The organism is Arthrobacter sp. 754, from assembly GCF_040548695.1.
In the GTDB taxonomy this organism is placed as follows: domain Bacteria; phylum Actinomycetota; class Actinomycetes; order Actinomycetales; family Micrococcaceae; genus Arthrobacter.
Window position 1 is genome coordinate 102,912 of sequence record NZ_JBEPSC010000007.1, and the last position, 20,647, is coordinate 123,558.

The following is a 20,647-nucleotide window of genomic DNA, read 5'->3' on the forward strand; positions in this document are numbered from 1 at the left end:
CTAGCTGAGACGGAGCATGACTTTGCTGCTGCCGGACGCCGGATCTCCAAAAACCCGCATGGCTTCGGCGGCCTGGTCGATCCCGAACGTGTGCGTAACGACCGGGGAGACGTCCAGCCCGTTGGCCATGGCCTGGAGGGCGTCGCTGATTTCATCCACAAACCGGTAGGAACCGATCCAGGTGATCTCGCGGGTCACCAGGTCCCCCAGCGCCGCAGGCGCCGGTGCGCCGGGAAGGTTCCCGACCTGGACCAGGGTGCCGCCGCGGGCCGTTGCCCGCAGGACACCGCCCAGTACAGCGGGGATCCCGGAAGCCTCGAACACCAGCTCCATGTCCTCCGGGAGACCGTCCTCGGACACATTGACCACCCGGTCCGCGCCCATGGCTTTCGCTACCCGCAGTGCAGAGTCGTTGATGTCGGCGGCAGTGACGCTGCGGGCGCCGGCAAACTTCGCCGCCGCAACCACCAGCGAGCCGATGGGCCCGGCGCCGTTGACCAGCACGTCCTTGCCGGCCAGCGGTCCCGCCCGCTTGACCGCGTGCATGGCGACGGCGAGCGGTTCGGCGAGCGCGCCGTGCAGGGTGTCCACGCCCTCGGGCAGAACCCGGATCTGGGATGCCTTGGCGAGCTTGCGTTCGCTGAACCCGCCGTCGGTGTGCGGATCAAAGGCTGCCGAACCGAAGTACCTGATCTGCGGGTACAGGTTGGTGCGGCCTGCCAGGCGCTCGGGCATGATGCCATCGCCCACCAGTTCCGCCGGGTGCACGGTGACCGGCTGGCCGACGTCGAGGTTCTGGACTCCGGCGCCCAGCTGGGCGATCCGGCCGGCCACTTCGTGCCCCAGGACGAGCGGCGATTTCAGCGCCGCCGTTCCCGAGGCGCCGTTGCGCCAGTAGGACAGATCCGAGCCGCAGATCCCGCCCCATTCGACGTCGATAATTACTTCCCCGGGGCCCACAACGGGCTCCGGCCGGTCATCAATGCGGAGATCGTTCGCGCCGTGGACGACGACGGCTTTCATACAGCGTCTTCCAGGCGGACCATGTCGCGGCCACGGACCTCGGGTCCTACGAAGGCGGAGATCAGGGTGATCAGCGAGTAGGCGATGAGCATTGCGGCCAGCGGCCACCAGTGGCCGGTGATGGCGGTGAGGGTGGCTGCCAGCAGCGGGCCGATGGCGGTGGCCAGGATGCCGCCGATTTCCTTGGCCAGGGCGAGCTGGGTGAAGCGGGTGCGGGCTCCGAAGAACTCGGCCATCGTCACGCTTTCCATGGCGAAGAGGCTCAGCACACCGAGGTTCAGTCCGATGACCATGGCGATGGTGATAAGTGCGGTGTTGCCGCTGGTGACCATCAGCATCATGGGGATGGCGAAGAGCGCTGTGAGCGAGCTCAGCACGAGGTACAGCGGGCGGCGGCCGAAGCGGTCTCCGAGCAGGCCCATGACGGGGATGGTCAGGAAGCCGAGGATGGAGCCGTACATGATGGCGCTGGTGCCGACGCTCTTGTCCACCAGGAGGACTGTAGCGAGGTAGCCCACGAGGAAGGTCTGGACCAGGCCGGAATTGCCGGCCTGTCCGAAGCGCAGGCCCAGGGCGATGAGGAATGCTTTGCCCTTGCGCTGGTGCAGTGCAGCCTCGATGGTGCTGGTCTTGACGAGCTCTTCTTCGGCGGCGATTTCACGCTTGGACAGTGCGACGCCGTCCACAACGTCAGCGCGCTGTTCAAAGACGGGGCTTTCCTTGAGGGAGCGGCGGACCCAGACGGCGAAGATCATCAGGACAAAGCTGAGCAGGAACGGAATGCGCCAGCCCCAGCTGAGGAGCTGGTCTTCGGGCAGTGCGGAGACCAGGATCGCCCAGATGGCGGAGGCGGCCAGGGTGCCCGAGTTCGTGCCGAGGCATACGAGGGAGGAGATGAGGCCGCGGCGGCGGGCGGGAGCGAACTCAGCAAGCATGACGGTGGCGCCGGCGATCTCGGCCCCGGCACCAAAGCCCTGGGCCAGGCGCAGCGCAACCAGCATGATGGGAGCCCAGACGCCGATCATCGCGTAGGTGGGGAGCACGCCGATGAGGGTGGTGGACGCACCCATCAGCGCGATGGTGATGAAGAGGACCTTCTTGCGGCCGATCCTGTCACCCATGCGGCCGAAGTAGATGGCTCCTGCGAGGCGGGCCACGTAGCCGACGCCGTAGGTCGCCATGGCAGCGATCAGGCCGATGATGGGGCTGACGTCAGGGAAGAAGATCTTGTTGAAGACAATGGCGGCTGCCAGCGAGTACAGCTGGAAGTCCATGAATTCCATGGCGGTTCCCAGCCATCCGGAAACTGCGACCTTGGCGAGTTCCTTGGTGGGTTTTGCTTCCGGTTTGGTGATGGGCGGCGAGATGCTCTCAGTCATCTGGTGCTCCTTTGCAGGCGATGAAAAACAATGGGGAGGTTGAACGGAAGAAGCGTGCCGGCATTCGGGCCATTGTGACCGCCAGCACCTCGTTTACAACTACCATACAAGCACTACCATTCTAGTGTGTCAAGAGAATAGAATGAGTCCATGGCAACCGAGAAGAACGGCAAGGGGCACGCGCCGCGAATGTCCGTCAGGGACCAGACCCTGGAGACACTCCGGCGTCGCATTATTTCCCTGCAGCTTCCACCCGGGGAGCCGCTCTCGGAAAATGAACTGGCGCAGGAGCTGGGCGTCAGCAGGACACCGGTCCGCGAGAGCCTGATCCTGCTCCGGGAGGAAGGGCTGGTTCAGGTCTTCCCGCAGATCGGTTCGTTCGTCTCGTTGGTGGATCTTGCCCGCGTGTCCGAGGCCCAGTTTGTCCGGGAGGCCATCGAGTGCGCATCGATGCGCGATCTCTCGGTGGACAGCGAAGGCATCGCCGGGCTGCGCCGGATCCTGCAAAGCCAGACGGACGCCGACGCCGGCGGGGACATTGAGGAATTCTTCCGCCTCGACGAGGACTTTCACCGTGAACTCCTCCGGCTGGCCGGCCACGAGTCAGCCTGGGCAGCGGTCAACTCCGCCAAGGCCCACCTTGACCGTGCCCGCCGCTTGAGCCTGTTGGAAACCCGGCCCATCTCAACTCTCATCCAACAGCACACCGCAGTGGTGGACGCCCTCGAGGCCAACAAGCCAGAGGATGCTGACAGCTCGCTGCGCCTTCACCTCCGGGGCGTTTTTGACGATGTAAAACGGATTCAGGCCGCCACACCGGAACTCTTCTCGGACGGCACGCTTCCGCGGCCCAGCCGCCGAAGCGTGGCACGCCTGTCCTGACCGGGCCCAAGTAGCCGACACAATGGAAGAGTACGACGCCGGGCTTTCCCGCCGTCGTACTCTTCCGTTGGGTGCTGTGGTTCCTGGGCGCTACCGGGCGCGGGCGTGCTCGGCGAGGATGGCGTCGATCTGGCCAGCGGCCTCCTTCAGGCCTTCCTCCATGCCCATCTGGACCATCTGTTCCATCTGCTCTTCGGATTCGAAGGTGGACATGATGGTCATCCGGGTGCGGCCGCCGAGGTCTTCCAGGTTCACGGTGGCATGAGAGCTGCCCAATTCATCTTGCGGGGCGCCATCAGCATCGGCGAAGCCGTCGTCGAACTCAAGCTTCCGCGGCGCCTCGATGGAGGTGAACCGCCACCAGCCGCGAGGCTTGTCCCCCTCAGGTGTAGTCATGTAATAGTCTGCTTTTCCGCCCGGCTGGAAGTCGAACCGGTCGAACGTGGCCGGATAGTTGGGCGGACCCCACCACCGCTCCAGCTGGCGGGGATCCTCCCAAATCTGCCAGACTCGCTCGACGCCGGCGTCGAACTCCGCGACGAGGGTGAGGCTCAGTGCCTCGAGGTTCTTGGTGGAACTGACAACAGGCATTGCGCAACCTTCCTATCCTTCAGCCAGAATGTCTGCGATCCGCCCGGCGCGCTGCCGCCAGATCGCTTCATACTCGTCAAGCAGCCGGCGGGCTTTCTGCAGGCCTTCATGGTTTCCCCGCACGATCTGCTCCCTTCCGCGCTTCTCCTTGGTCACCAGGGAAGCGCGCTCCAGCACCGCCACATGCTTCTGGACGGCGGCGAAGCTCATGGCGTAGAGGGCAGCGAGGCCGGAGACGGAAAACTCCCCGGCTGTTACGCGGCGGACAATGTCCCGCCGGGTGGCGTCGGCCAAGGCCTGGAACAGGCGGTCGACGTCCGTATCACTGAGCTGATTTACAACCATTTGGTTGTAGATTACGCCCGGCAGGACAAAGGTGTCAACGGGTTTGGCTCAGGGGAGGAGCATTACTGCGGAACGCACGCTTCGTATGACCCCTCATGCAGCTTTGCCCCGAAGGAGACGAACTCTCCGAACGGCGCATCGCCCGCCAATGCCTTGTAGTTGTCTACGTCCAGTGTCCCCGCCGAAGCCTCCGTGGAAACAATAATTCCCACGCAACTGGCGTGGTCGTTAGCGGCCTGTGCAGCAGGGGCGGCGCTCAATGATGCCAGGATTCCCAACGCCGCTGCGGTGACGGCGCTCCGCGCAATTTTTCCCATTTCAACGTTCCTTTCAAAAGATCAGACCGCTGGCGGGGCCCGAAGCCCCGCCAGCGTTCCATGGTGACTAGATTGTGGTTACTAGCAGGTGAGCGTCACCGGGCTCGTCAGGCCGTCCTTGTTGAAGGCGCTGCACCTGAAGATCACCGTTCCGAGTGGCTGTTCGATGACAAGATCAATTCGGGTCACCGTCAGGACGGGATCTACGCCCGTCCAGTTGTTATTCGGGCAACCCGCCTCCGTGGCAGTTACGGTGTCCTTGGCTGCCAGGACTGCCGCCTTTGTGTCGAGGGTGAGGTTACCGTTCTTGATCGCATCGCTGTCGATAAACGTTGGCGCCGTGACGGGACCTTCGACGACTTTATTCTGTCCCGGCGCCTGCTGGCCGCCATTGTTTTCGCACTGGTAAACGGCGAACCCTCCGACAGTTACTGTTGCCAGCAGATCATCATTTCCCAGACCGGCAAGCACCGTATGGCATGTTGTGGATGCTGTGGCGGCCGCTGGGTAGGAGATGGTACAGACCGGTTCGCCGTTTTTCTTGAAGTGCGGGCTGGCCGCCTGTGCGGCCGAAACGCCCGTCATGAAGACGATCAGCGCGGCGACGAAAAGCATAAGGAATCGACGGACATAAATTTTCATTGCTTGACCTCTTTGTGAAGCAACACGATTTCCAGGCTTGGGGTGCGTGGAATTTTCTCGGCCGGGATCGGCACCGACGCCGACGGCGGCACGGCGGGCCTTCATCCCCAGCGCGTGGACCCAAAAGCTGGCGCCCGATAAGATGTCGGGGCACCTTCGAATAGAGGGCATTTCGTAACGTGCCCCGCTGAAAGATTACGCTTGGCGGGAGGCCGCGTCCATCATAATTTGGAACTCAAACACCGCCGGTTTGACGCGGATGCCCGCCATTGCCCACAGTGGGTCAGTGCCTGCAAATGTCCCCATCGGAACGCCTGGACCGGAAGTATCGGACCAGCCCTCCGGCCTGCAGCAGCTCGCCGCCCTGTTAGGGTTCCTGGCGCTGTCCTGGGCCGTTTCTCTGGTGGGATCAATGCCAGTCCGCGCGGCCACCGGCGGAAGCTGGTACGCGCAAATGGAACTTGCGCCCTGGAGTCCGCCGGGCATGATGTTTACGTATGTCTGGCTCACGCTGTACGCGGCGATGGCCGTCGCTGCATGGCTGGTGTGGCGGCAGCGTCTCCTGCCGGGCCGGGTAGCGCTCAGGTTCTACGGAATCCAGCTCGCGCTGAACCTGCTCTGGCCCATGACATTCTTCGGGCTGTATCCCCTGCTGGGCACCACAGCGCTCTGGCTGGCCCTGGCGGTTCTCGCAGCTCTCCTCCTCACCGCGGTCCTGACGGTGGCGTACTTCGGCCCCATCAGCCGGACGGCCGGGGTGCTGATGCTGCCGAACGTTTCGTGGCTGGTTTTTTCGGCGTCCCTGAACCTTTACGCCGCCGTTCGTAACTAAGGCGCCTGCCGGTGCGCCAGAGCGTGTAATCCCTCACATTTGTGCCTTTTCAGTTGCGAACGCCGGAGGTGAACCTGAACCATGATCAAGGGACTTCACTCCCGCATTACCAAGATCAGCAATCCTCACCGACGAGGATGCGGCTCCTTCAAAGACGACAAGGGGCCGTCAACTGCATGAGCGAAAGTACTGACAATGACGTTTGAAACCACTGACTCCGTAACGCTGAAAATCTGGGACCGGTCGGCCATCGACCACACCCTCGAGGGGATCGTCAACGACCTCTCGGCCAGGGCAAACGCCCCGAAGGGCCACATCGCGGTTCACTGCAGCGGCCCCAACACCTTCACTGTCAGCGTCCGCGGGTAGCATCACCGCCGGAAACTCCTGAACTGTTCCACACAAAGAACTGGAAGCGTACGACGCCGGGACCTCCCGGCGTCGTACGCTTCCTGTTCTGTAAGGCGTTGGTACGTGCGGTGACTTCGCGTGCGAGCCTGCCGCCCCGCCGGGATCAGGCCTTGGACTGCCGACGCACCATCTCGTTGATCCAGATCGGCGCGAACGGCGAGGTGCAGTTCGGCGGCGTCGGGTAGTCCTTGAGGACCTCAAGCCGTTCGCCGATATCGAGCGCCCGGGCCCGGTGCTCGGGGTGCTCGATCCCGATGACGGCCAGCGTGGTGTTCATCGCCCATTGCAGCCGATCCGGAGCTTCCTTCATCTCGGCCTCGATGGTGTCCAGGAGCCCCGGGAGGTCCAGCCCCTCCGGCTTTTTCGCCACCCGCTCGCTGGTCAAGGCCCAGCCCGCGCTTGCGACCACGGGATCCGGGTCCGCTGTCCAGGCCACGCGCAAGTCTTCCGCGTGCGGACTCTTCTTCACCACATAGTTCACAAGCCAGTCGTGCACCTTGGGCGCGCGCGCCTCCCGCAGCATGGCATCCAGTTCGTCCCGTTCGAAGGCCTTTGGCTGGCAGACCAGCAGCGCCAGCAACCTCGCTGCTGTGTCGCCGGTAGCCCACAGCGCCCGGGCAAGTTCCTGTTGAGTCTTCAGCCGCTTGGCGACAGCGCGCAGCTGGGACAGGTTCACCCCGTGGTCATCGCCGCGCTTTCCGTTCGCCTCGCGCACCCTCGGGTCCTCGAGCCCGGCAAGCTCCGCCAACACTTCACCCAGGGTCCCGGATGTTGCGGTCTCGGTCATGTCATCCTCCCGGTTATCGGTGTTCGGTTCCAGCCTACGGCCGCTCAGACACCGCCAGAGTCTGCTCAGCGACTACTTCCTCGCCCTGCCCGACCGTCTGGCCGATGATCCCGGACACGAACGCCGAAGCGGCCGGCCCGAGCTGCCGGTGCACTGCGCCGAAGAGCCGGTAGGCCTCGCCGCTCGGCCATTCCTCCGGCTGCAGCTCGCGTGGCAGGTACGGGTCACGGAACGGGAAGCGCCGGAAGTCGCCGATGATACGCATCCGGTCAACGAGCGCCTCCCGGCCATCGCTGCGGGCATTCCGGACCTCGTCATTGAGGGCTGAATATGTGCGTATGAACAGCCGGTAGTCCGCGCCCAGCTCCTCCAGGTCCCAGCAGCGCGCGGCAAGCTCCCTATCCACCCGGAGATCCCCCGTCCCGCAGGAGAGCGCATCAACTTTCGCCGACGGGTGCGCGGCGGCGATTTCGCGGACCTCGGACATCAGGTCGTGCGGACTCAGCCAGGTCGACGGCGACAGCTGCCCGAAACCGTGCCACGCGAGCTTCTTCCGGAGCTGTTCCCGGACGGCACGATCGGACTCCGGGACCTGGTAAATGGCCATGGTCCAGCGCCCCGCCCAGTCCTCGTCCCGCCGTCGGAAGATTCTCGCACGCCCCTCGTCCAGAAGCTCCAGCAAGTGCGGGGTCAGGGCGTAAACCGTTTCACGCCCGACACGTCTCGTAGTAAACCATCCCTCCTTGCGCAGACGGGACAGATTAACCCGGACGGTGGCTGGCTCAACGTCGAAGACCGCGAGGAGCTCGGTGATGTCAGCTAGCCTGACCTCGCCTCCGGCATAGCGGAGATACCCCCCAAAAAGGTCCAGGATCAGGGCCCTGGGTTTCCACTGCACTGAAGCTCCTCTGAGTCCCGCGCGGCCGGCGAGCAGCTGGCCGGGAACATGCCACAACGTTGTTGGACCGCAACATCATCATGTTACCCACAGTGTTAATCAGCGGTGCCGATCTCGCGGTTTACCGCGGGCATGATTTCGGTGGCGAGCAGCTCGATGGAGCGGGCGGTTTCTGCGAACGGCAGCCCGCCGAGACCGATCTGGGCCATGTAGCGGCTGTTGCCGAGGGTCTGGTGGATTTCCAGGAGCTTCTCGGTAACCTGCTGCGGGCTTCCCACCAGCAGCCCGCCGCCCGGCTCGCTCCATTCGTCAAAGGTGGAGCGTGGGAAGTGGTCCACGGGGCGGGGCATGTTCTGTTCGAAGTAGGCCCGGTAGTGCGGGTAGAAGGTGTCCCGGGCCTGCTGCGAGGTGGCCGCAGCGTAGAAATGGCCGCCCACTCCAACCTGCAGCGCGGCGGAATCGTGACCCGCCTCGTCCGCGCTGTGCCGGTAGAGATCCGCGAGGCGGCGGAACCGTTCCGGCCCCGACAACAGCGCGATGAACAGGGGAAGGCCCAGCCGTCCGGCGCGGGCGAAGCTTGCCGGCGTTCCGCCGACGCCCACCCAGACCGGGAGCTTTTCCTGCAGGGGCCTGGGCGCGATGTCCATGCCCGGAATGCTCTGGGTCAGGTCACCCCGCCAGGTCAGGGTGGCGTTGTCCCGCAGTTCGAGGAGCATTCGGAGTTTTTCCTCGAACAGTCCGTCGTAGTCTTCGGTCCGGTGGCCGAACAGCGGGTAGGACTCGATGAAGGCCCCGCGGCCGGCGATGATCTCGGCCCGTCCGTCGCTGATCAGGTCGAGGGTGGCGAACTGTTCAAAGAGCCGCACGGGGTCCTGCGTGGACAGCACGGTGACGGCGGTGCTGAGCCTGAGGTTGGTTGTTTCCCGGGCGATCGCCGCCAGCAGTATTTCCGGGGCGGAGACGGCGAAGTCGTGCCGGTGGTGCTCCCCCAGCCCCAGGAAGCTGAGGCCTGCCTGATCCGCCAGCCTGGCCAGTTCAATGATTTCCTTGAGCCGCTGCTGCGGTGACAGGCCGGTGCCTGTGGTGACGTTGCGGGAAAGTTCGCCGAAGGTGAAGATGCCAAAGTCCATGGTTAGTTGAACATTCAATCTTCTGAATTCATTCCTGAGGCGGGCGGACGACGGCGGGCGGATGCCGCCGTCGTCCACTCACCATCTGTTGTTAACCGCTGAAGGGGACCTTGTCCCAGGAGAGGACCTCGGTGCCGGTGGCGCTGTTCCCTGCCACCGTGAACCTGACGTAGTTGGTGGCGTTGTTGGAGCCGTCCACCGTGATGTGCTGCAGGTTGTCCGCTCCGGAGACGCCGCCGTAGACCTGAAGCCAGGGCGAACCTTCGGCCAGTGGCTGGTTCTGGGCGAACACGTGGCTGTCCCCGTTGATGAGGTAGACGGGGCCGTCAAAGCGGTTGGTCTCCGCGATGATGGTCTGGACGATCTCCCGGAAGCCGGACATGGTCTCGGGGTTGGCGAGGGCGGCCTCGAGCAATGACGGGTCGAACATGTCGGCCTGGGTCATCAGGACCACCGCACGGTCGTTGCGGCGGGTGGCATCACGGAAGGTTTCGCGGATTTGGGCCAGGTCAGCCTCGATCCGGTGTTCCACTTCAGCAAGCTGCTCCGGCGTTGCGGCTGTTTGGCGGAGCCCCGTCCACGGCAGGAGCGAGTTGTTGCTGCCCTGGATGTTCACCACGGAGAAGGCCACGCGGTTCTGCGTGAAGCGGACGTTCTCCGGCAGTCCGAGGGTTTCCTGGGTCTTGACCGGCATGGTCTCGCCGAGGGTCTTGCCGGGTTCGTTGAAGAAGACTTCGCGCAGCTTGTCCAGCCGCTCCAGCGGGTTGTACGCGCCGTTGTTGGTCCGGTGGCAGTCCACCCATTCATTGTCGCCAGGGGTGAAGACCAGCGGGTGCTCGAACGTGTCGAACTCGGAGCGGATGTGCTCGAAGTATTCGTCTGAACAGACCGAAGACCCGTTTTTGATGTCGCCCACGTGGGCCACAAACTTCAGCTCGCTGTCGGCATTGATGTCCTGGATGCGGGCCGGGAACTTCGCGATCTCGGCTGCGCCGTAGGGGATGTCGCCGATGACACCGAAGGTGAAAGCCTGCTCGCCGCGGGCCTTGTCCTCGGCGGCGCTGGCGGGCAGGGCCGAAGCGCCGACGCCGGCTGCGATGAGGGCCACCAGGGCGGCGGTGCTGAATCTGTTCAGGCGCATGGGGATTCCTAACTTCATGGAGGGGTGCGTGAACAGACTTCCCGCCGCAGACCAACGCGGGCCGACGCTCAGGTTGCGTGGCAGTGAACACTGTCGCGGCCGGCCAGGGGCGCCGTCCCAGGCGCGCCGTTCCAGGCGCGCCGTTCCAAGGTGGACGGCACATGAACACGGCTTTCGCCCCCGTCCCGGTCCCACACACTTAGCTCGTGCGTACATTCGGTGTTGAAGAAGAATTCCTGATCGTTGACCCAACCAGCGGCCGGGCCCTCCCACTGGCCGGGGAGCTCCTGCGGCTCCATGATCCCGGCGATCATTCTTTCGGCCTCGCCTCATCCCTCCCCACACTTGCGGCCGAACTCCATCAGGAGCAGCTTGAAGTCATCACCCGTCCCCACAGCAGCCTGACCGCACTGGCCGGCGATATCCGGGCGGGCCGGAGCTATGCCGACTCGCTGGCCCGCAAGGCAGGTTCGAGGCTGGCTGCGCTGGCGACGTCGCCGCTGCCCGTCACTCCCCACGCCACGAGGAACGACCGGTACGACGCGCTCCTGGACAAGTTTGCCCTGACAGCCCGGGAGCAGCTGACCTGCGGATACCACGTCCACGTGTCCGTGAGCTCGGACGAGGAAGGGGTGGCGGTCCTTGACCGGATCAGGTCCTGGCTGCCGTTGCTCACTGCCCTAAGCTCCAATTCACCGTTCTGGGACGGTACCGACAGCGGCTATGCCAGTTTCCGGACCCAGGCCTGGAACCGCTGGTCAAGCGCCGGGCCGGCTGAGGTCTTCGGCTCCGCCGCCGCCTACCACTCGCTGGTGCGCCGGCTCGCGGTCACCGGCGTCGTCGCCAACCCGGATTTTGATGCCCGCCTGTCGGCCCGTCACCCGACAGTTGAGGTCCGGGTTTCTGACATCTGCCTGGACGCGCGGGATGCCGTCCTGATTGCGGCCCTGGTGCGGGCGCTCGTCGAGACGGCGGCGAGGGAATGGCAGGCAGGAAAGCAACCGGACATGGTCCCCGCGGCCATACTGCGCCAGGGCGCGTGGCTGGCCAGCCGCTTCGGTGTGCACGGGCAGTTGCTCCATCCGCTGATGCACCGGCCCGCGGCGGCACGGACCGTCCTCACCGCTCTGGGCAACCATGTCCAGGACGCACTGGACGAGGCCGGGGACACCGGTTATGTTGCGGAGTCACTGCAGAGGATCCTCAACGAAGGTACTGGCTCCACCCGGCAACGGCAGGCCTTCCCGCATGGCGGTTTGGCGTACGTCGTCGCCAACGCTGTTGCCCTGACCCACCGGGACTTTGCGGAGCACCTCGTCGTTGGCGGAGCAGCCGCCGCTTAACGGCCGGATCGTTACGTGAACTCTCCATGAATTCCCGGCTCTGCCGGTGGGCGGCGCACCCCTCGAGACCGCCCAACACGTGGCTCAGATGGCTGCCAGGAAGCCTTCGACGAACAGGTTCGCCCTTTCGCTGACATATTGCTCCAGCGGCACAAAACCGGTTGTGTTCTTGGCGCGCATGATGGAGCCGGCCGCGGCTATGTACAGCCGGGAGGTCTCGGCGACGAGGACGAAGCGCGGCGGCGGGAACCATTCAGTCGCTCCGTCCAGCGGCCTGGAATTTTCAAGATCCGGTTCATGGGCCAGCTGCAGGTAGTTCGTGATGCCTTCCTGCAGGGGAACGGCACCGTGCGGGAGGGCGAGCTGCAGCTCTCCCCCGCTGGTGACGTTCAGGTAGACCGCACCATGCGGGTGGTAGGTGAAGTTCTCACCCTCCCGGGTGAAAAGCGCGTCCGCCACCGGGTAGGTGGTGCCAGGGATGGCGTCGAGGATCCCGGCCGCGGCATAGGTTTCCAGCGTCCGCAGCCCCAGTTCACGCAGGTACGGTGCAAGGGGCGCCAGCCGTCGCCGCAGTTCAGCCTCGTCAGCGTCCATCATGGGCCGATCGTACGCCCGCGGCGGGCCGCTTCCCAGAGCCGCAAGGCTCAGTCGCCCACGGCTTCCCGGCCGCGCCGCACGATGAGGGGGTCGGGCTCGTAGACCACCGAAGTGTCCTTCTGCTCATAGTCGAACTGGTTGAGGAACCAGCGCATGGCGTTGATCCGGCCGCGCTTCTTGTCGTTGGACTTGATGGTGATCCACGGAGCGTGGTCTGTGTCCGTCCGCAGAAAGGTCTGTTCCTTGGCCTGTGTGTACGCCTCCCAGCGGTCCAGGGAGGCAAGATCCATCGGCGAAAGCTTCCAGCGCCGTACCGGGTCAATCTGGCGGATCGCAAAACGGGTGCGCTGTTCGTGGCGGGTCACGGAGAACCAGAATTTGTGGAGGTGGACGCCGGAGTCGACCAGCATTTTCTCGAAGAGGGGCGCCTGGCCCATGAAGGTCTGGTACTCGTCCTCCGTGCAAAAGCCCATCACCCGCTCCACGTTCGCCCGGTTGTACCAGGAACGGTCGAAGAGCACGATTTCGCCCGCGGACGGCAGGTGCTGGATGTAGCGCTGGAAGTACCACTGGCCCTGTTCACGGTCCGAGGGTTTACTCAGGGCCACGGTCCTTGCCGAGCGCGGATTCAGGTGCTCGGTGAAGCGCTTGATTGTTCCGCCTTTGCCGGCGGCATCGCGCCCCTCGAAGACCACCACGTTTTTCAGGCCCTGGTCCTGGCCCCAGTACTGGAACTTCAGCAGTTCCACCTGCAGGCGGTATTTCTCAAGCTCATACTCCTGGCGTGACATCCGCTCGTCGTAGGGGTAGCCCTCCCGCCAGGTCTCCACTGCCGAACCCCCGGGATCAATGAGCTCAGGGTCCTCGCCCTCCCCGCCGCGCACGCTGTATCCCAGCTTCACCAGCTGGTCTATGGCCTCACGAAGGTTTTCCCGGACCCACGACTGGTCCGCGGGAGTCCACGGGCTGCTGCTTCCCTGCGCCATCGGGTCTCCCTCCAGACTTGCCTGCCGTCGGAATCATAACAAGCCGGTCCGGCACTCACCACGGTGTCAGCACGACGGCGGGACACCCCGCCGTCGTCCATTAAGTCAGCATGCTTAGCATTTAGCCCGATTCGGGTTTACGATGAAAGAGTAAGCGGCGGGCGGATGCCTGCAGCAACCAATCGGAGGGAGTATCACCGTGGGTCTGGATGACAAGATTGAGAACACTGCTGAGAAGCTTGGCGGCAAGGGCAAGGAAGCCGCAGGGGAAGCCACGAATGATCCGGGCCTGAAGGCCGAGGGTCAGACCGACCAAAGCAAGGCGGACCTGAAGCAGGCCGGCGAAAAGGTCAAGGACGCCTTCAAGAAGGACTAGTCGGCTGTAGATACAGCAAAGGAAGGGTGTCACCCCACGCGGGGTGGCACCCTTCCTCGCTGTCAGGGCTTGCTGTCATGGCTTGCTGTCAGGGCCTCAGCGCTTCGAGGGCGGTCCTGGCTCCGCCGCTGTGCAGATCATTCAACGCCTTGGTGTACGCGGCCACGAAGACCGGGCTGTCGATCAGGTCACCGAACACCTCACGGTTGGAAATGAAGGCGAGCGGTTCCTCGTGCTGCCGTGCCGCGGCTGCCATCAGCGGCTCTTTCAGCCGGTCAACGACGTCGATGGGGTTTCCCTGTTCGTCGGTCCCTTCGGCGTAGCGGGCCCAGCTGGCCACGATCGCCGCGGACCGGCTGACCTCTCCCCCGTTTTCCAGGTTGATGCGGATGACCGGAACCAGCCATTTGGGGATCCGGTCCGAGCTTTCGGCGCACAGCCTGGCCAGGGTGTCCCGCACATGTTCGTTGGAAAACCGCTCAATAAGCGTCCGCTTATAGGCATCAAGGTCGATGCCCGGGACGGGGTGCAGCGTGGGGGTGGCTTCCTTGTCCATGTAGCCCAGCAGGAACTGCGCGAACAGGTCGTCCTGCGCCACCTCATGGGCATAGCGGTAGCCGGCGAGATAGCCGAAGTAGCACATGCTCTGGTGGCTGGCGTTAAGCAGGCGCAGCTTCATCAGTTCGTAGGGTTCAACGTCTGCCACCAGCTGTACCCCGGCCTCCTCGAACGGAGGCCGGCCCAGGCTGAAGTTCTCTTCCAGGACCCACTGTTCAAAGGGCTCGCACACCACCGGCCAGGCGTCCTCGATCCCGAATTCTTCGGCAATGGCCTCGCGGTCGGCGTCCGTGGTCACGGGCGTGATGCGGTCCACCATGCTGTTCGGGAAGGGTACATTCTCCTCAATCCAGCCGCCGAGCGCGGGGTCCTTGAGGTTGGCGAAAGCGGTGAACATCTTCCGCGCCACATCGCCGTTGCCCTGGATGTTGTCGCAGGACATGACAGTGAACGGAGCAAGCCCCCGTGCCCGCCGCCTGGCGAGGGCTTCGGTGACCAGGCCGAATGTTGTCCGCGGCGGGTGCCCCGGCTGGAGGTCGTGGACGACGTCGGGGTTGCCGGCGTCGAACTCCCCGGTGACGTGGTGGAAGTTGTAGCCTCCCTCGGTGACGGTGAGCGAGACGATCCTGACTGCCTCCGAAGCCATCTTCTCGATGACGGCTTCGGGGTCCTCGGGGGCGAACAGGTACTCGATGATTGAACCGATGACCCGTCCTTCCCGGGTTCCGTCCGGGTTCTTCACCACCAGGGTGTAGAGGCCGTCCTGGCTAGCCATGACCTGCTTCATGCGGGCATCGCCGGGCAGGACCCCGACACCGCAGATGGCCCAGTCATGCGCCTTGCCGGCGTTCATCAGCCGGTCCAGGTACATGGCCTGGTGGGCGCCGTGGAAACCGCCCACGCCGAAGTGGACAATGCCGGCGGTCAGGCCGGAGCGGTCGTAAGTGGGTACCGCCACGGAAGAGGGCAATCCGGAAAGTACGCTGGATTCGAGTGCAGGCATTGTCTAACCTTCCGTTGCGGTGAGGGAACCGGTCAAGGAACCCAATTCAGCTGAGCGTGGCGGGTTGGCTCCCGGCCGGGAGCAGGTGATGGCCGCGGCGCGGTTGGCGTAGCCGGCGAGGGCGTGCAGCTCCTCCCTGTCCAGGGTTGCCAGCCGTTGCCTCCCGCCGGGTCCAAGGGCTTGGAGCTGGGCCAGGCCGGAGATGAGCGCGGCCATGAACGAGTCGCCGGCTCCCACCGTGTCCACCAGGGTGATGTGCTCGGCGGGCATTTCCACTCTCGCCTGCCGTGACAGGATGACCGGGCCGGCGGCGCCGCGCGTCAGCGCCACCAGGGCCGGGCCGAGCTCCAGCCACGCCGCCATGGTCTGCTCCGGAGTCCGGTCAGGGTACAGCCAGGCGAGATCCTCATCGCTTGCTTTGACGATGTCGCTGGCCGCCACGAACAGTTCAACCTGCTCTCGGGCTGCGGCGACGTCCGGGCTGATGGCGGGCCGGCAGTTGGGGTCGTAGCTGACCGTCGCGAACCCCCGTGCCGCGCGCACCAGCGCCAGGGTGGCCTTATCCCCCGGCCCCAGCATTGAGGCGATTGAACCGGTGTGGACGTGGGCGGACCCTTCGACGGCGGCAAGGGCGGGCAGGGATGCCCCGTTGAAGTCCCAGCTGATCTCGAAGGCGTACGTGGCGGAACCGTCGGAACTGAGCGTGGCGGTTGCCGTTGACGTCGGTGCGCTGCCGCCAACGATCGCCGTGACGCCGTTGGCCTGCAGGTGCTCCTCGATCATCTGACCGTTCCGGTCATCGGCGTAGTGGGTCACCAGGCTCGTCTGCAGGCCCAGCCGGGCAGCCCCCACTGCCACGTTGAGCGGGCTGCCGCCGGGGTGTGCCTTCACTGACCGGGTCCGGGCGTGGTCCGCCTGGCGCGGGTCGCTGATGATGTCGACGAGGGACTCGCCGATCACGGTGATGACAGTCATCGGCCCGGGTAGACCACGGCTTTGAGCTGGCCGGGCTGTTTGCCGGCTTTGAGTGCGTCCTCGGATTCGGCGAGGGTGAACTTTCCGGTGACCAGGATGTCCAGGTCCACCTTGCCGTCGGCGATCAGCTGGATCGCCAGCGGCCAGGTGTTGGTGTAGCGGAAAACGCCGGAGAGCCAGATCTCCCGGTTCTGGATGAACGAAACCGGAAGTTCGACGTCGTCCGCCCCCAGCCCCACCAGGATGACCCGGCCGGCCGGACCCACGGCTTTGATCCCGGAACGGACCGCCTGCGGCGCGCCGGAAGCGTCAATGAAGGCATCGACGTCGAGCCCTTCCGTGCTGTCCGTCTTCGCGTTCAGCGCGTGCGTTGCCCCGTGTTTGAGGGCGAACGCGAGCCGGTCCTCGGCGATGTCGCTGATGTAGATTTCGGTGGCGCCGAAAGCGCGGGCGGCCTGCGCGGCGATGATGCCGATGGGGCCGGCGCCTGCGATCAGGACGCGGCTGCCGGGTTTGATCCCGGCGCGTTCGCAGGCCCACAGCCCCACCGAGAGCGGTTCGATCAGGGCTGCTGCCTCATCGCTGACGCTGTCCGGGATGTCGTAGGCAAAGTCGGACTGGATGGTGACGTATTCGGCGAACGCGCCGTCGATCGGCGGGGTGGCGTAGAACTCGATGTCCGGGCAGAGGTTGTAGCGGCCGGCCTTGCACTGCTTGCATTTGCGGCAGGGACGCTGGGGCTCGACGGCGACCCGTTTGCCGATGCGGGCAGGGTCTACGGCGCTTCCGACGGCGGTGATCCGGCCGGAGAGTTCGTGGCCAAGGATCAGCGGGTGGTCCACCACGTACGGGCCGATCCGGCCGTGCTCGTAGTAGTGGACATCGCTGCCGCAGACGCCGACGGCTGCCACCTGCACCAGGACCTGGTCCGCGTCGAGCTGCGGCAGGGGCAGGGTCTCCATGGCCATGTCGCCCTGGCTCTTGAGGATGTTGGCGCGCATGGTGGCCGGCAGTTCGGGGTGTCCCAGGGTGCTGGACTGTGCTGTGGGGGTTGTCATCGACGTACTCCTTTGGAATCGAGAATCGGGGGCCGGATACCGGGCGGTTTTACTTGACGGCGCCGAGGGAGAGGCCCTGGACGAGCTTGTCCTGGGCGGCGAACCCGGCGAACAGCACCGGCAGGGAGATCACGACGGCGGCTGCGCAGACCTTGGCAAGGAACAGGCCCTGCCCGGAGACGAAGCCCGTCAGGAAGACAGGTGCCGTTCCTGCCACCACGCCGGTGAGGACCCGGGCCAGGAGCAGTTCGTTCCAGCTGAAGATGAAGCAGATCAGGGCGGTGGCGGCGATGCCGGGCATGGCTACCGGGGCGATGATCTTGCGGAGGGTGAGCAGGAGGTTGGCGCCGTCGATCTGGGCCGCTTCCAGCATTTCCACCGGTACTTCGGCGAGGAACGACCGCATCATCCAGACTGCGATGGGGAGGTTCATGGAGGTGTACATCAGGATGAGGAACCAGATGTTGTCCAAGGCCCCCACGGTCCGTGCGAAGAGGTAGAGCGGCAGGATCGCGGCCACCACGGGCATCATCTTCGTGGAGAGGAAGAAGAACATCACGTCGGTCCACTTCTTCACCGGCCGGATGGACAGCGCATAGGCGGCGGGGATGGCCAGGACCAGGACGAGGACCGTGGACAGGATCGAGGCGGTGGCGGAGTTGATCAGTGAGGGCCAGGGGCTGACGCCGGATGTTTCGCCGAAGAATTCCCGGTAAGCGTCCAGGGTGAGGTTGGCCGCGATGGACGGCGGGTTGGTCGCGGCGTCGGTTTCGGAGTGGAAGGAGGTGAGGATCATCCACACGACGGGGGCGGCGAAGAGCAGTGCGAGCAGCCAGGCCCCGATACCGGCGGCGGTGTTGTTGCGGGTGGGGTCCATGCGGGACTTGCCGCGGCGCGGCGGGCGTCCGGTGTTCAGGGCCGTGGGCCCGGAGGGGGCGCTCTGGGGTGCGGCGGGGGTGAGGGTGCTCATCGTGCTGCCTCCTTCTTGAAGAGTGAAAAGACGGTGCGGAGTGCGAACGTGGCCACGATGATGGTGCCGATGACCACCACGACGCCGGCGGCGGATGCCAGGCCGTATTCGTTGGCGAAGTAGAACGTCTGGTAGATGGCGTAGGGCAGGTTGGCCGTGCCGAGGCCGCCGGCGGTGAGGGTGAAGACGGCGTCGAAGTTCTGCACGATGTAGATCGCCCCGAGCAGGCCGCCCAGCTCCAGGTACTGGCGCAGGTGGGGCAGCGTGAGGTGCCGGAAAATGGCCCATGGCGTGGCGCCGTCCATCTGCGCCGCTTCCACGGTGTCCATGGGCCGGGACTGCAGGCCGGCCAGCAGGATGAGCATCATGAACGGCGTCCACTGCCAGACCAGCGAGACGATGACGGCCATCATGGGTGCCTGGGACAGGAGGTCCAGCTGGGGCGCCGAGGCGCCGCCGAACAGGGACCAGAGCCAGGTCAGGATGCCGTTGATCAGCCCGTAGGTGGGGTTGAGCAGGGCGTGCTTCCAAATCAGCGCCGCCGCTACGGGCACCACCAGGAACGGGGCGATCAGCAGGGTCCGGGCCAGGCCGCGCCCGATGAATTTCTTGTCCAGCAGCAGGGCCAGGCCCAGGCCGATGAGCAGGCTTACCAGGACCACGGAGACAGTCAGCAGGATGGTGGTGAAGATTGCCTGGCGCAGGTCCGGGTCCGTGAGGACCGTGGCGTAGTTCTCCAACCCGGCGAAGGCTGTCTTGTCAGGGCTGAGGCTGTTCCAGTTCAGGAACGAGATGATCAGCGTCACCACAAACGGCAGCTGAGTGACGACAATGAGGAAGATCAGGGCCGGAAGCAGCGGTGCCCGCCGGGCCCAGGCCAGGGCGCGTTCGCGCGAGCGTGCGTTCTTGGATGGTTTGGCTGCGCTGTGCCCCGATCGGGAGATACGCGCCGTTGCGGTAGTCATGGGATTCTCCTGCGGTTCGGTTGTTGCTACTTGTACTTATTGCCGATTTTTTGGGCCGCTTCCTGGCCCTTGGCCAGCGCATCAGCCACAGAACCCTGGCCTGCGATGGCGGAGCTGACTCCCTGGGACACATTGGTGCCCAGAGCGGCGAACTCCGGAATGCCAACAAACTGGATGCCGACGGCGGGACGTTCCTGGGCGCCGGGGTTCTTCGGGTCGGCGTTCTCAATGGCGAAACGCTCGGCCTCGAAGAACGGGGCCGCCTTCTGGAATTCCGCATTCTCGTAGGTGGAGATGCGCTTGCCGGAGGGGACCTTCGCCCAGCCGAGCTTGGCGGCCACCAGTTCTTCGTAGTCCTTGGAACTGGCCCAGGCGATGAACTTGCCTGCAGCGTCCTGCTTCTTCGAGGCGGCCTGCATGGCCCAGGACCAGGTCCACAACCAGCCGGAGGACTTGGTTTCCTTGATGGGCGCCTGGGCGTAGCCGATCTTGCCCTTCACGGGTGACGCGTCGGATTCCAAGGCTCCGGCGGCCGATGTGGCGTCGTACCACATGGCCACTTTGCTTTGGCTCATGTTGTTCAGGCATTCGGTGAAGCCGGCCTGGGCGGCGCCCAGTTCACCGTGCTCGCGGACCAGTTTCGTGTAGAACTCCACGGCCTCGGTAAATTCCGGGGAGCTGACCTTGGCGTTCCAGTCCTTGTCGAACCAGGTACCGCCGAAGGTGTTGACCACGGTGGTCAGCGGGGCGAAGACCTGGCCCCAGCCGGGCTGGCCGCGGAGGCAGATGCCTTTCATTCCCGGAGCCGCGCCGTCCGCCTTCGCGGCGATGTCCGCCACCTGGTCCCAGGTGGGCTTCTCCGGCATGGTCAGGCCCTTGGCGTCCAGGATGTCTTTCCGGTACATCAGGAAGGACGATTCGCCGTAGAAGGGTTCGCCGTAGAGTTTGCCGTCCGCGCCGGTGAGGGACGCCGTGTAGGCGGGCAGGATGTCGTCCTGGTCGAACGCGGGATCCGCAGCCACCTTGTCCAGTGGAGCCAGCCAGCCGTTTGCGGAGTAGAACGGGATCTCGTAGTTGGACAGCGACGCGACGTCGTACTGGCCGGCCTGGCTGGAGAATTCCTGGCTGATCTTTGCCCGGACATCGTTCTCAGGCAGGATGGTGTAGTTGACCTTGATGCCGGTTTCCTTGGTGAAGTTCTCCGCGGTGAGCCGCTGCAGGTCCTCCATCTGGGGGTTGTTGACCATCAGGACGTTGATGCTGTTGGGATCGCCGGCGGAATTGCCTCCACCGGCTCCCGCACAGGCCGAGGCGCTGAGGGCGACGCACAAAGCGCCGGCGGCCAGGGTCGCTGCACGCATTTTTGAGCGCATTAAGGACTCCTTTGTTCTTCAGGGGTGCGCAGTCGCCGTACATCAACTGCCGTGTCGATGTACCG

The 20,647-nt window shown here is 64.8% G+C and carries 23 protein-coding genes; 5 read left to right on the top strand and 18 right to left on the bottom strand.

Translation table 11 applies throughout. The features are described 5' to 3' along the window. Positions 1-1,023, bottom strand: a complete 1,023-nt coding sequence (locus tag ABIA70_RS18995; protein WP_354149133.1) for an L-idonate 5-dehydrogenase — start codon at positions 1,021-1,023, stop codon at positions 1-3. Beyond that, positions 1,020-2,402 carry an MFS transporter gene (locus ABIA70_RS19000; RefSeq protein WP_354149134.1) on the bottom strand — a complete coding sequence of 461 codons (1,383 nt, stop codon included), beginning with the start codon at positions 2,400-2,402 and terminating at the stop codon, positions 1,020-1,022. Before ABIA70_RS19000 ends, ABIA70_RS18995 begins: the two co-directional genes overlap by 4 nt. 150 nt (positions 2,403-2,552) lie before the next feature. On the opposite strand from ABIA70_RS19000, the gene ABIA70_RS19005 reads away from it, so the two are divergent. After that, positions 2,553-3,284, top strand: coding sequence for a GntR family transcriptional regulator (locus tag ABIA70_RS19005; RefSeq protein ID WP_354149135.1), 732 nt, complete (start codon positions 2,553-2,555; stop codon positions 3,282-3,284). 90 nt (positions 3,285-3,374) lie between these two features. On the opposite strand, the gene ABIA70_RS19010 is transcribed toward ABIA70_RS19005, so the two are convergent. The 4 genes from ABIA70_RS19010 to ABIA70_RS19025 form a co-directional block, all read right to left on the bottom strand. Next, a complete protein-coding gene (locus ABIA70_RS19010; RefSeq protein ID WP_354149136.1) occupies positions 3,375-3,875 on the bottom strand; it encodes an SRPBCC family protein in 501 nt (166 codons plus the stop codon). Positions 3,876-3,887: 12 nt separating this feature from the next. Continuing rightward, positions 3,888-4,220, bottom strand: a complete 333-nt coding sequence (locus ABIA70_RS19015) for an ArsR/SmtB family transcription factor (RefSeq protein ID WP_354149137.1) — start codon at positions 4,218-4,220, stop codon at positions 3,888-3,890. 62 nt (positions 4,221-4,282) lie between these two features. Then, complete coding sequence (locus ABIA70_RS19020) at positions 4,283-4,537, bottom strand: hypothetical protein (RefSeq protein WP_354149138.1); 255 nt, start codon at positions 4,535-4,537, stop codon at positions 4,283-4,285. 81 nt (positions 4,538-4,618) lie between these two features. After that, a complete protein-coding gene (locus ABIA70_RS19025; protein ID WP_354149139.1) occupies positions 4,619-5,179 on the bottom strand; it encodes a hypothetical protein in 561 nt (186 codons plus the stop codon). 286 nt (positions 5,180-5,465) lie between these two features. Between ABIA70_RS19025 and ABIA70_RS19030 the strand changes: the two genes are divergently transcribed. After that, positions 5,466-6,011, top strand: a complete 546-nt coding sequence (locus tag ABIA70_RS19030; protein ID WP_354149140.1) for a TspO/MBR family protein — start codon at positions 5,466-5,468, stop codon at positions 6,009-6,011. Between the two features lie 195 nt (positions 6,012-6,206). Beyond that, positions 6,207-6,380 carry a hypothetical protein gene (locus tag ABIA70_RS19035; RefSeq protein WP_354149141.1) on the top strand — a complete coding sequence of 58 codons (174 nt, stop codon included), beginning with the start codon at positions 6,207-6,209 and terminating at the stop codon, positions 6,378-6,380. A 145-nt stretch (positions 6,381-6,525) separates the two neighbouring features. Here ABIA70_RS19035 and ABIA70_RS19040 read toward each other — a convergent pair whose 3' ends face one another. The 4 genes from ABIA70_RS19040 to ABIA70_RS19055 all read right to left on the bottom strand — a co-directional run bounded on the left by ABIA70_RS19040 (position 6,526) and on the right by ABIA70_RS19055 (position 10,378). Next, the gene (locus ABIA70_RS19040; protein ID WP_354149142.1) at positions 6,526-7,209 is read right to left on the bottom strand and encodes a DNA alkylation repair protein; all 684 of its coding nucleotides are present in this window, start codon (positions 7,207-7,209) and stop codon (positions 6,526-6,528) included. Positions 7,210-7,243: 34 nt separating this feature from the next. Beyond that, the gene (locus ABIA70_RS19045; protein WP_354149143.1) at positions 7,244-8,107 is read right to left on the bottom strand and encodes a PaaX family transcriptional regulator; all 864 of its coding nucleotides are present in this window, start codon (positions 8,105-8,107) and stop codon (positions 7,244-7,246) included. 95 nt (positions 8,108-8,202) lie between these two features. Then, complete coding sequence (locus ABIA70_RS19050) at positions 8,203-9,237, bottom strand: LLM class flavin-dependent oxidoreductase (protein WP_354149144.1); 1,035 nt, start codon at positions 9,235-9,237, stop codon at positions 8,203-8,205. Positions 9,238-9,328: 91 nt separating this feature from the next. Continuing rightward, on the bottom strand, positions 9,329-10,378 hold the full coding sequence (locus ABIA70_RS19055) for a hypothetical protein (RefSeq protein ID WP_354149145.1): 1,050 nt from the start codon (positions 10,376-10,378) through the stop codon (positions 9,329-9,331). Positions 10,379-10,584: 206 nt separating this feature from the next. Between ABIA70_RS19055 and ABIA70_RS19060 the strand changes: the two genes are divergently transcribed. Further along, on the top strand, positions 10,585-11,721 hold the full coding sequence (locus tag ABIA70_RS19060) for a glutamate--cysteine ligase (protein WP_354149146.1): 1,137 nt from the start codon (positions 10,585-10,587) through the stop codon (positions 11,719-11,721). A gap of 84 nt (positions 11,722-11,805) precedes the next feature. Here ABIA70_RS19060 and ABIA70_RS19065 read toward each other — a convergent pair whose 3' ends face one another. Together ABIA70_RS19065 and ppk2 are read right to left on the bottom strand one after the other, a co-directional pair. After that, a complete protein-coding gene (locus ABIA70_RS19065; RefSeq protein WP_354149147.1) occupies positions 11,806-12,318 on the bottom strand; it encodes a hypothetical protein in 513 nt (170 codons plus the stop codon). Positions 12,319-12,365: 47 nt separating this feature from the next. Beyond that, positions 12,366-13,304 (bottom strand): polyphosphate kinase 2, encoded by a 939-nt coding sequence (gene ppk2, locus ABIA70_RS19070; RefSeq protein WP_354149148.1) that lies wholly within the window; start codon positions 13,302-13,304, stop codon positions 12,366-12,368. Positions 13,305-13,503: 199 nt separating this feature from the next. On the opposite strand from ppk2, the gene ABIA70_RS19075 reads away from it, so the two are divergent. Then, on the top strand, positions 13,504-13,680 hold the full coding sequence (locus ABIA70_RS19075; RefSeq protein WP_354149149.1) for a CsbD family protein: 177 nt from the start codon (positions 13,504-13,506) through the stop codon (positions 13,678-13,680). 88 nt (positions 13,681-13,768) lie between these two features. On the opposite strand, the gene ABIA70_RS19080 is transcribed toward ABIA70_RS19075, so the two are convergent. Genes ABIA70_RS19080 through ABIA70_RS19105 form a run of 6 tightly spaced genes read right to left on the bottom strand, consistent with a single transcriptional unit; the run spans position 13,769 to position 20,582 of the window. Further along, a complete protein-coding gene (locus ABIA70_RS19080) occupies positions 13,769-15,241 on the bottom strand; it encodes a mannitol dehydrogenase family protein (RefSeq protein ID WP_354149150.1) in 1,473 nt (490 codons plus the stop codon). A gap of 3 nt (positions 15,242-15,244) precedes the next feature. Then, positions 15,245-16,216 carry a carbohydrate kinase family protein gene (locus ABIA70_RS19085; protein WP_354149151.1) on the bottom strand — a complete coding sequence of 324 codons (972 nt, stop codon included), beginning with the start codon at positions 16,214-16,216 and terminating at the stop codon, positions 15,245-15,247. Continuing rightward, entirely contained in the window at positions 16,213-17,274 is a 1,062-nt protein-coding gene (locus tag ABIA70_RS19090) for an NAD(P)-dependent alcohol dehydrogenase (protein WP_354149152.1), read from the bottom strand. The genes ABIA70_RS19085 and ABIA70_RS19090 overlap by 4 nt, the downstream gene beginning before the upstream one ends. A gap of 49 nt (positions 17,275-17,323) precedes the next feature. Beyond that, positions 17,324-18,244 carry a carbohydrate ABC transporter permease gene (locus ABIA70_RS19095; RefSeq protein ID WP_354149153.1) on the bottom strand — a complete coding sequence of 307 codons (921 nt, stop codon included), beginning with the start codon at positions 18,242-18,244 and terminating at the stop codon, positions 17,324-17,326. After that, a complete protein-coding gene (locus tag ABIA70_RS19100) occupies positions 18,241-19,209 on the bottom strand; it encodes a carbohydrate ABC transporter permease (RefSeq protein WP_354149154.1) in 969 nt (322 codons plus the stop codon). The genes ABIA70_RS19095 and ABIA70_RS19100 overlap by 4 nt, the downstream gene beginning before the upstream one ends. 26 nt (positions 19,210-19,235) lie before the next feature. Then, complete coding sequence (locus ABIA70_RS19105) at positions 19,236-20,582, bottom strand: ABC transporter substrate-binding protein (RefSeq protein WP_354149155.1); 1,347 nt, start codon at positions 20,580-20,582, stop codon at positions 19,236-19,238. Positions 20,583-20,647 lie beyond the last annotated feature (65 nt).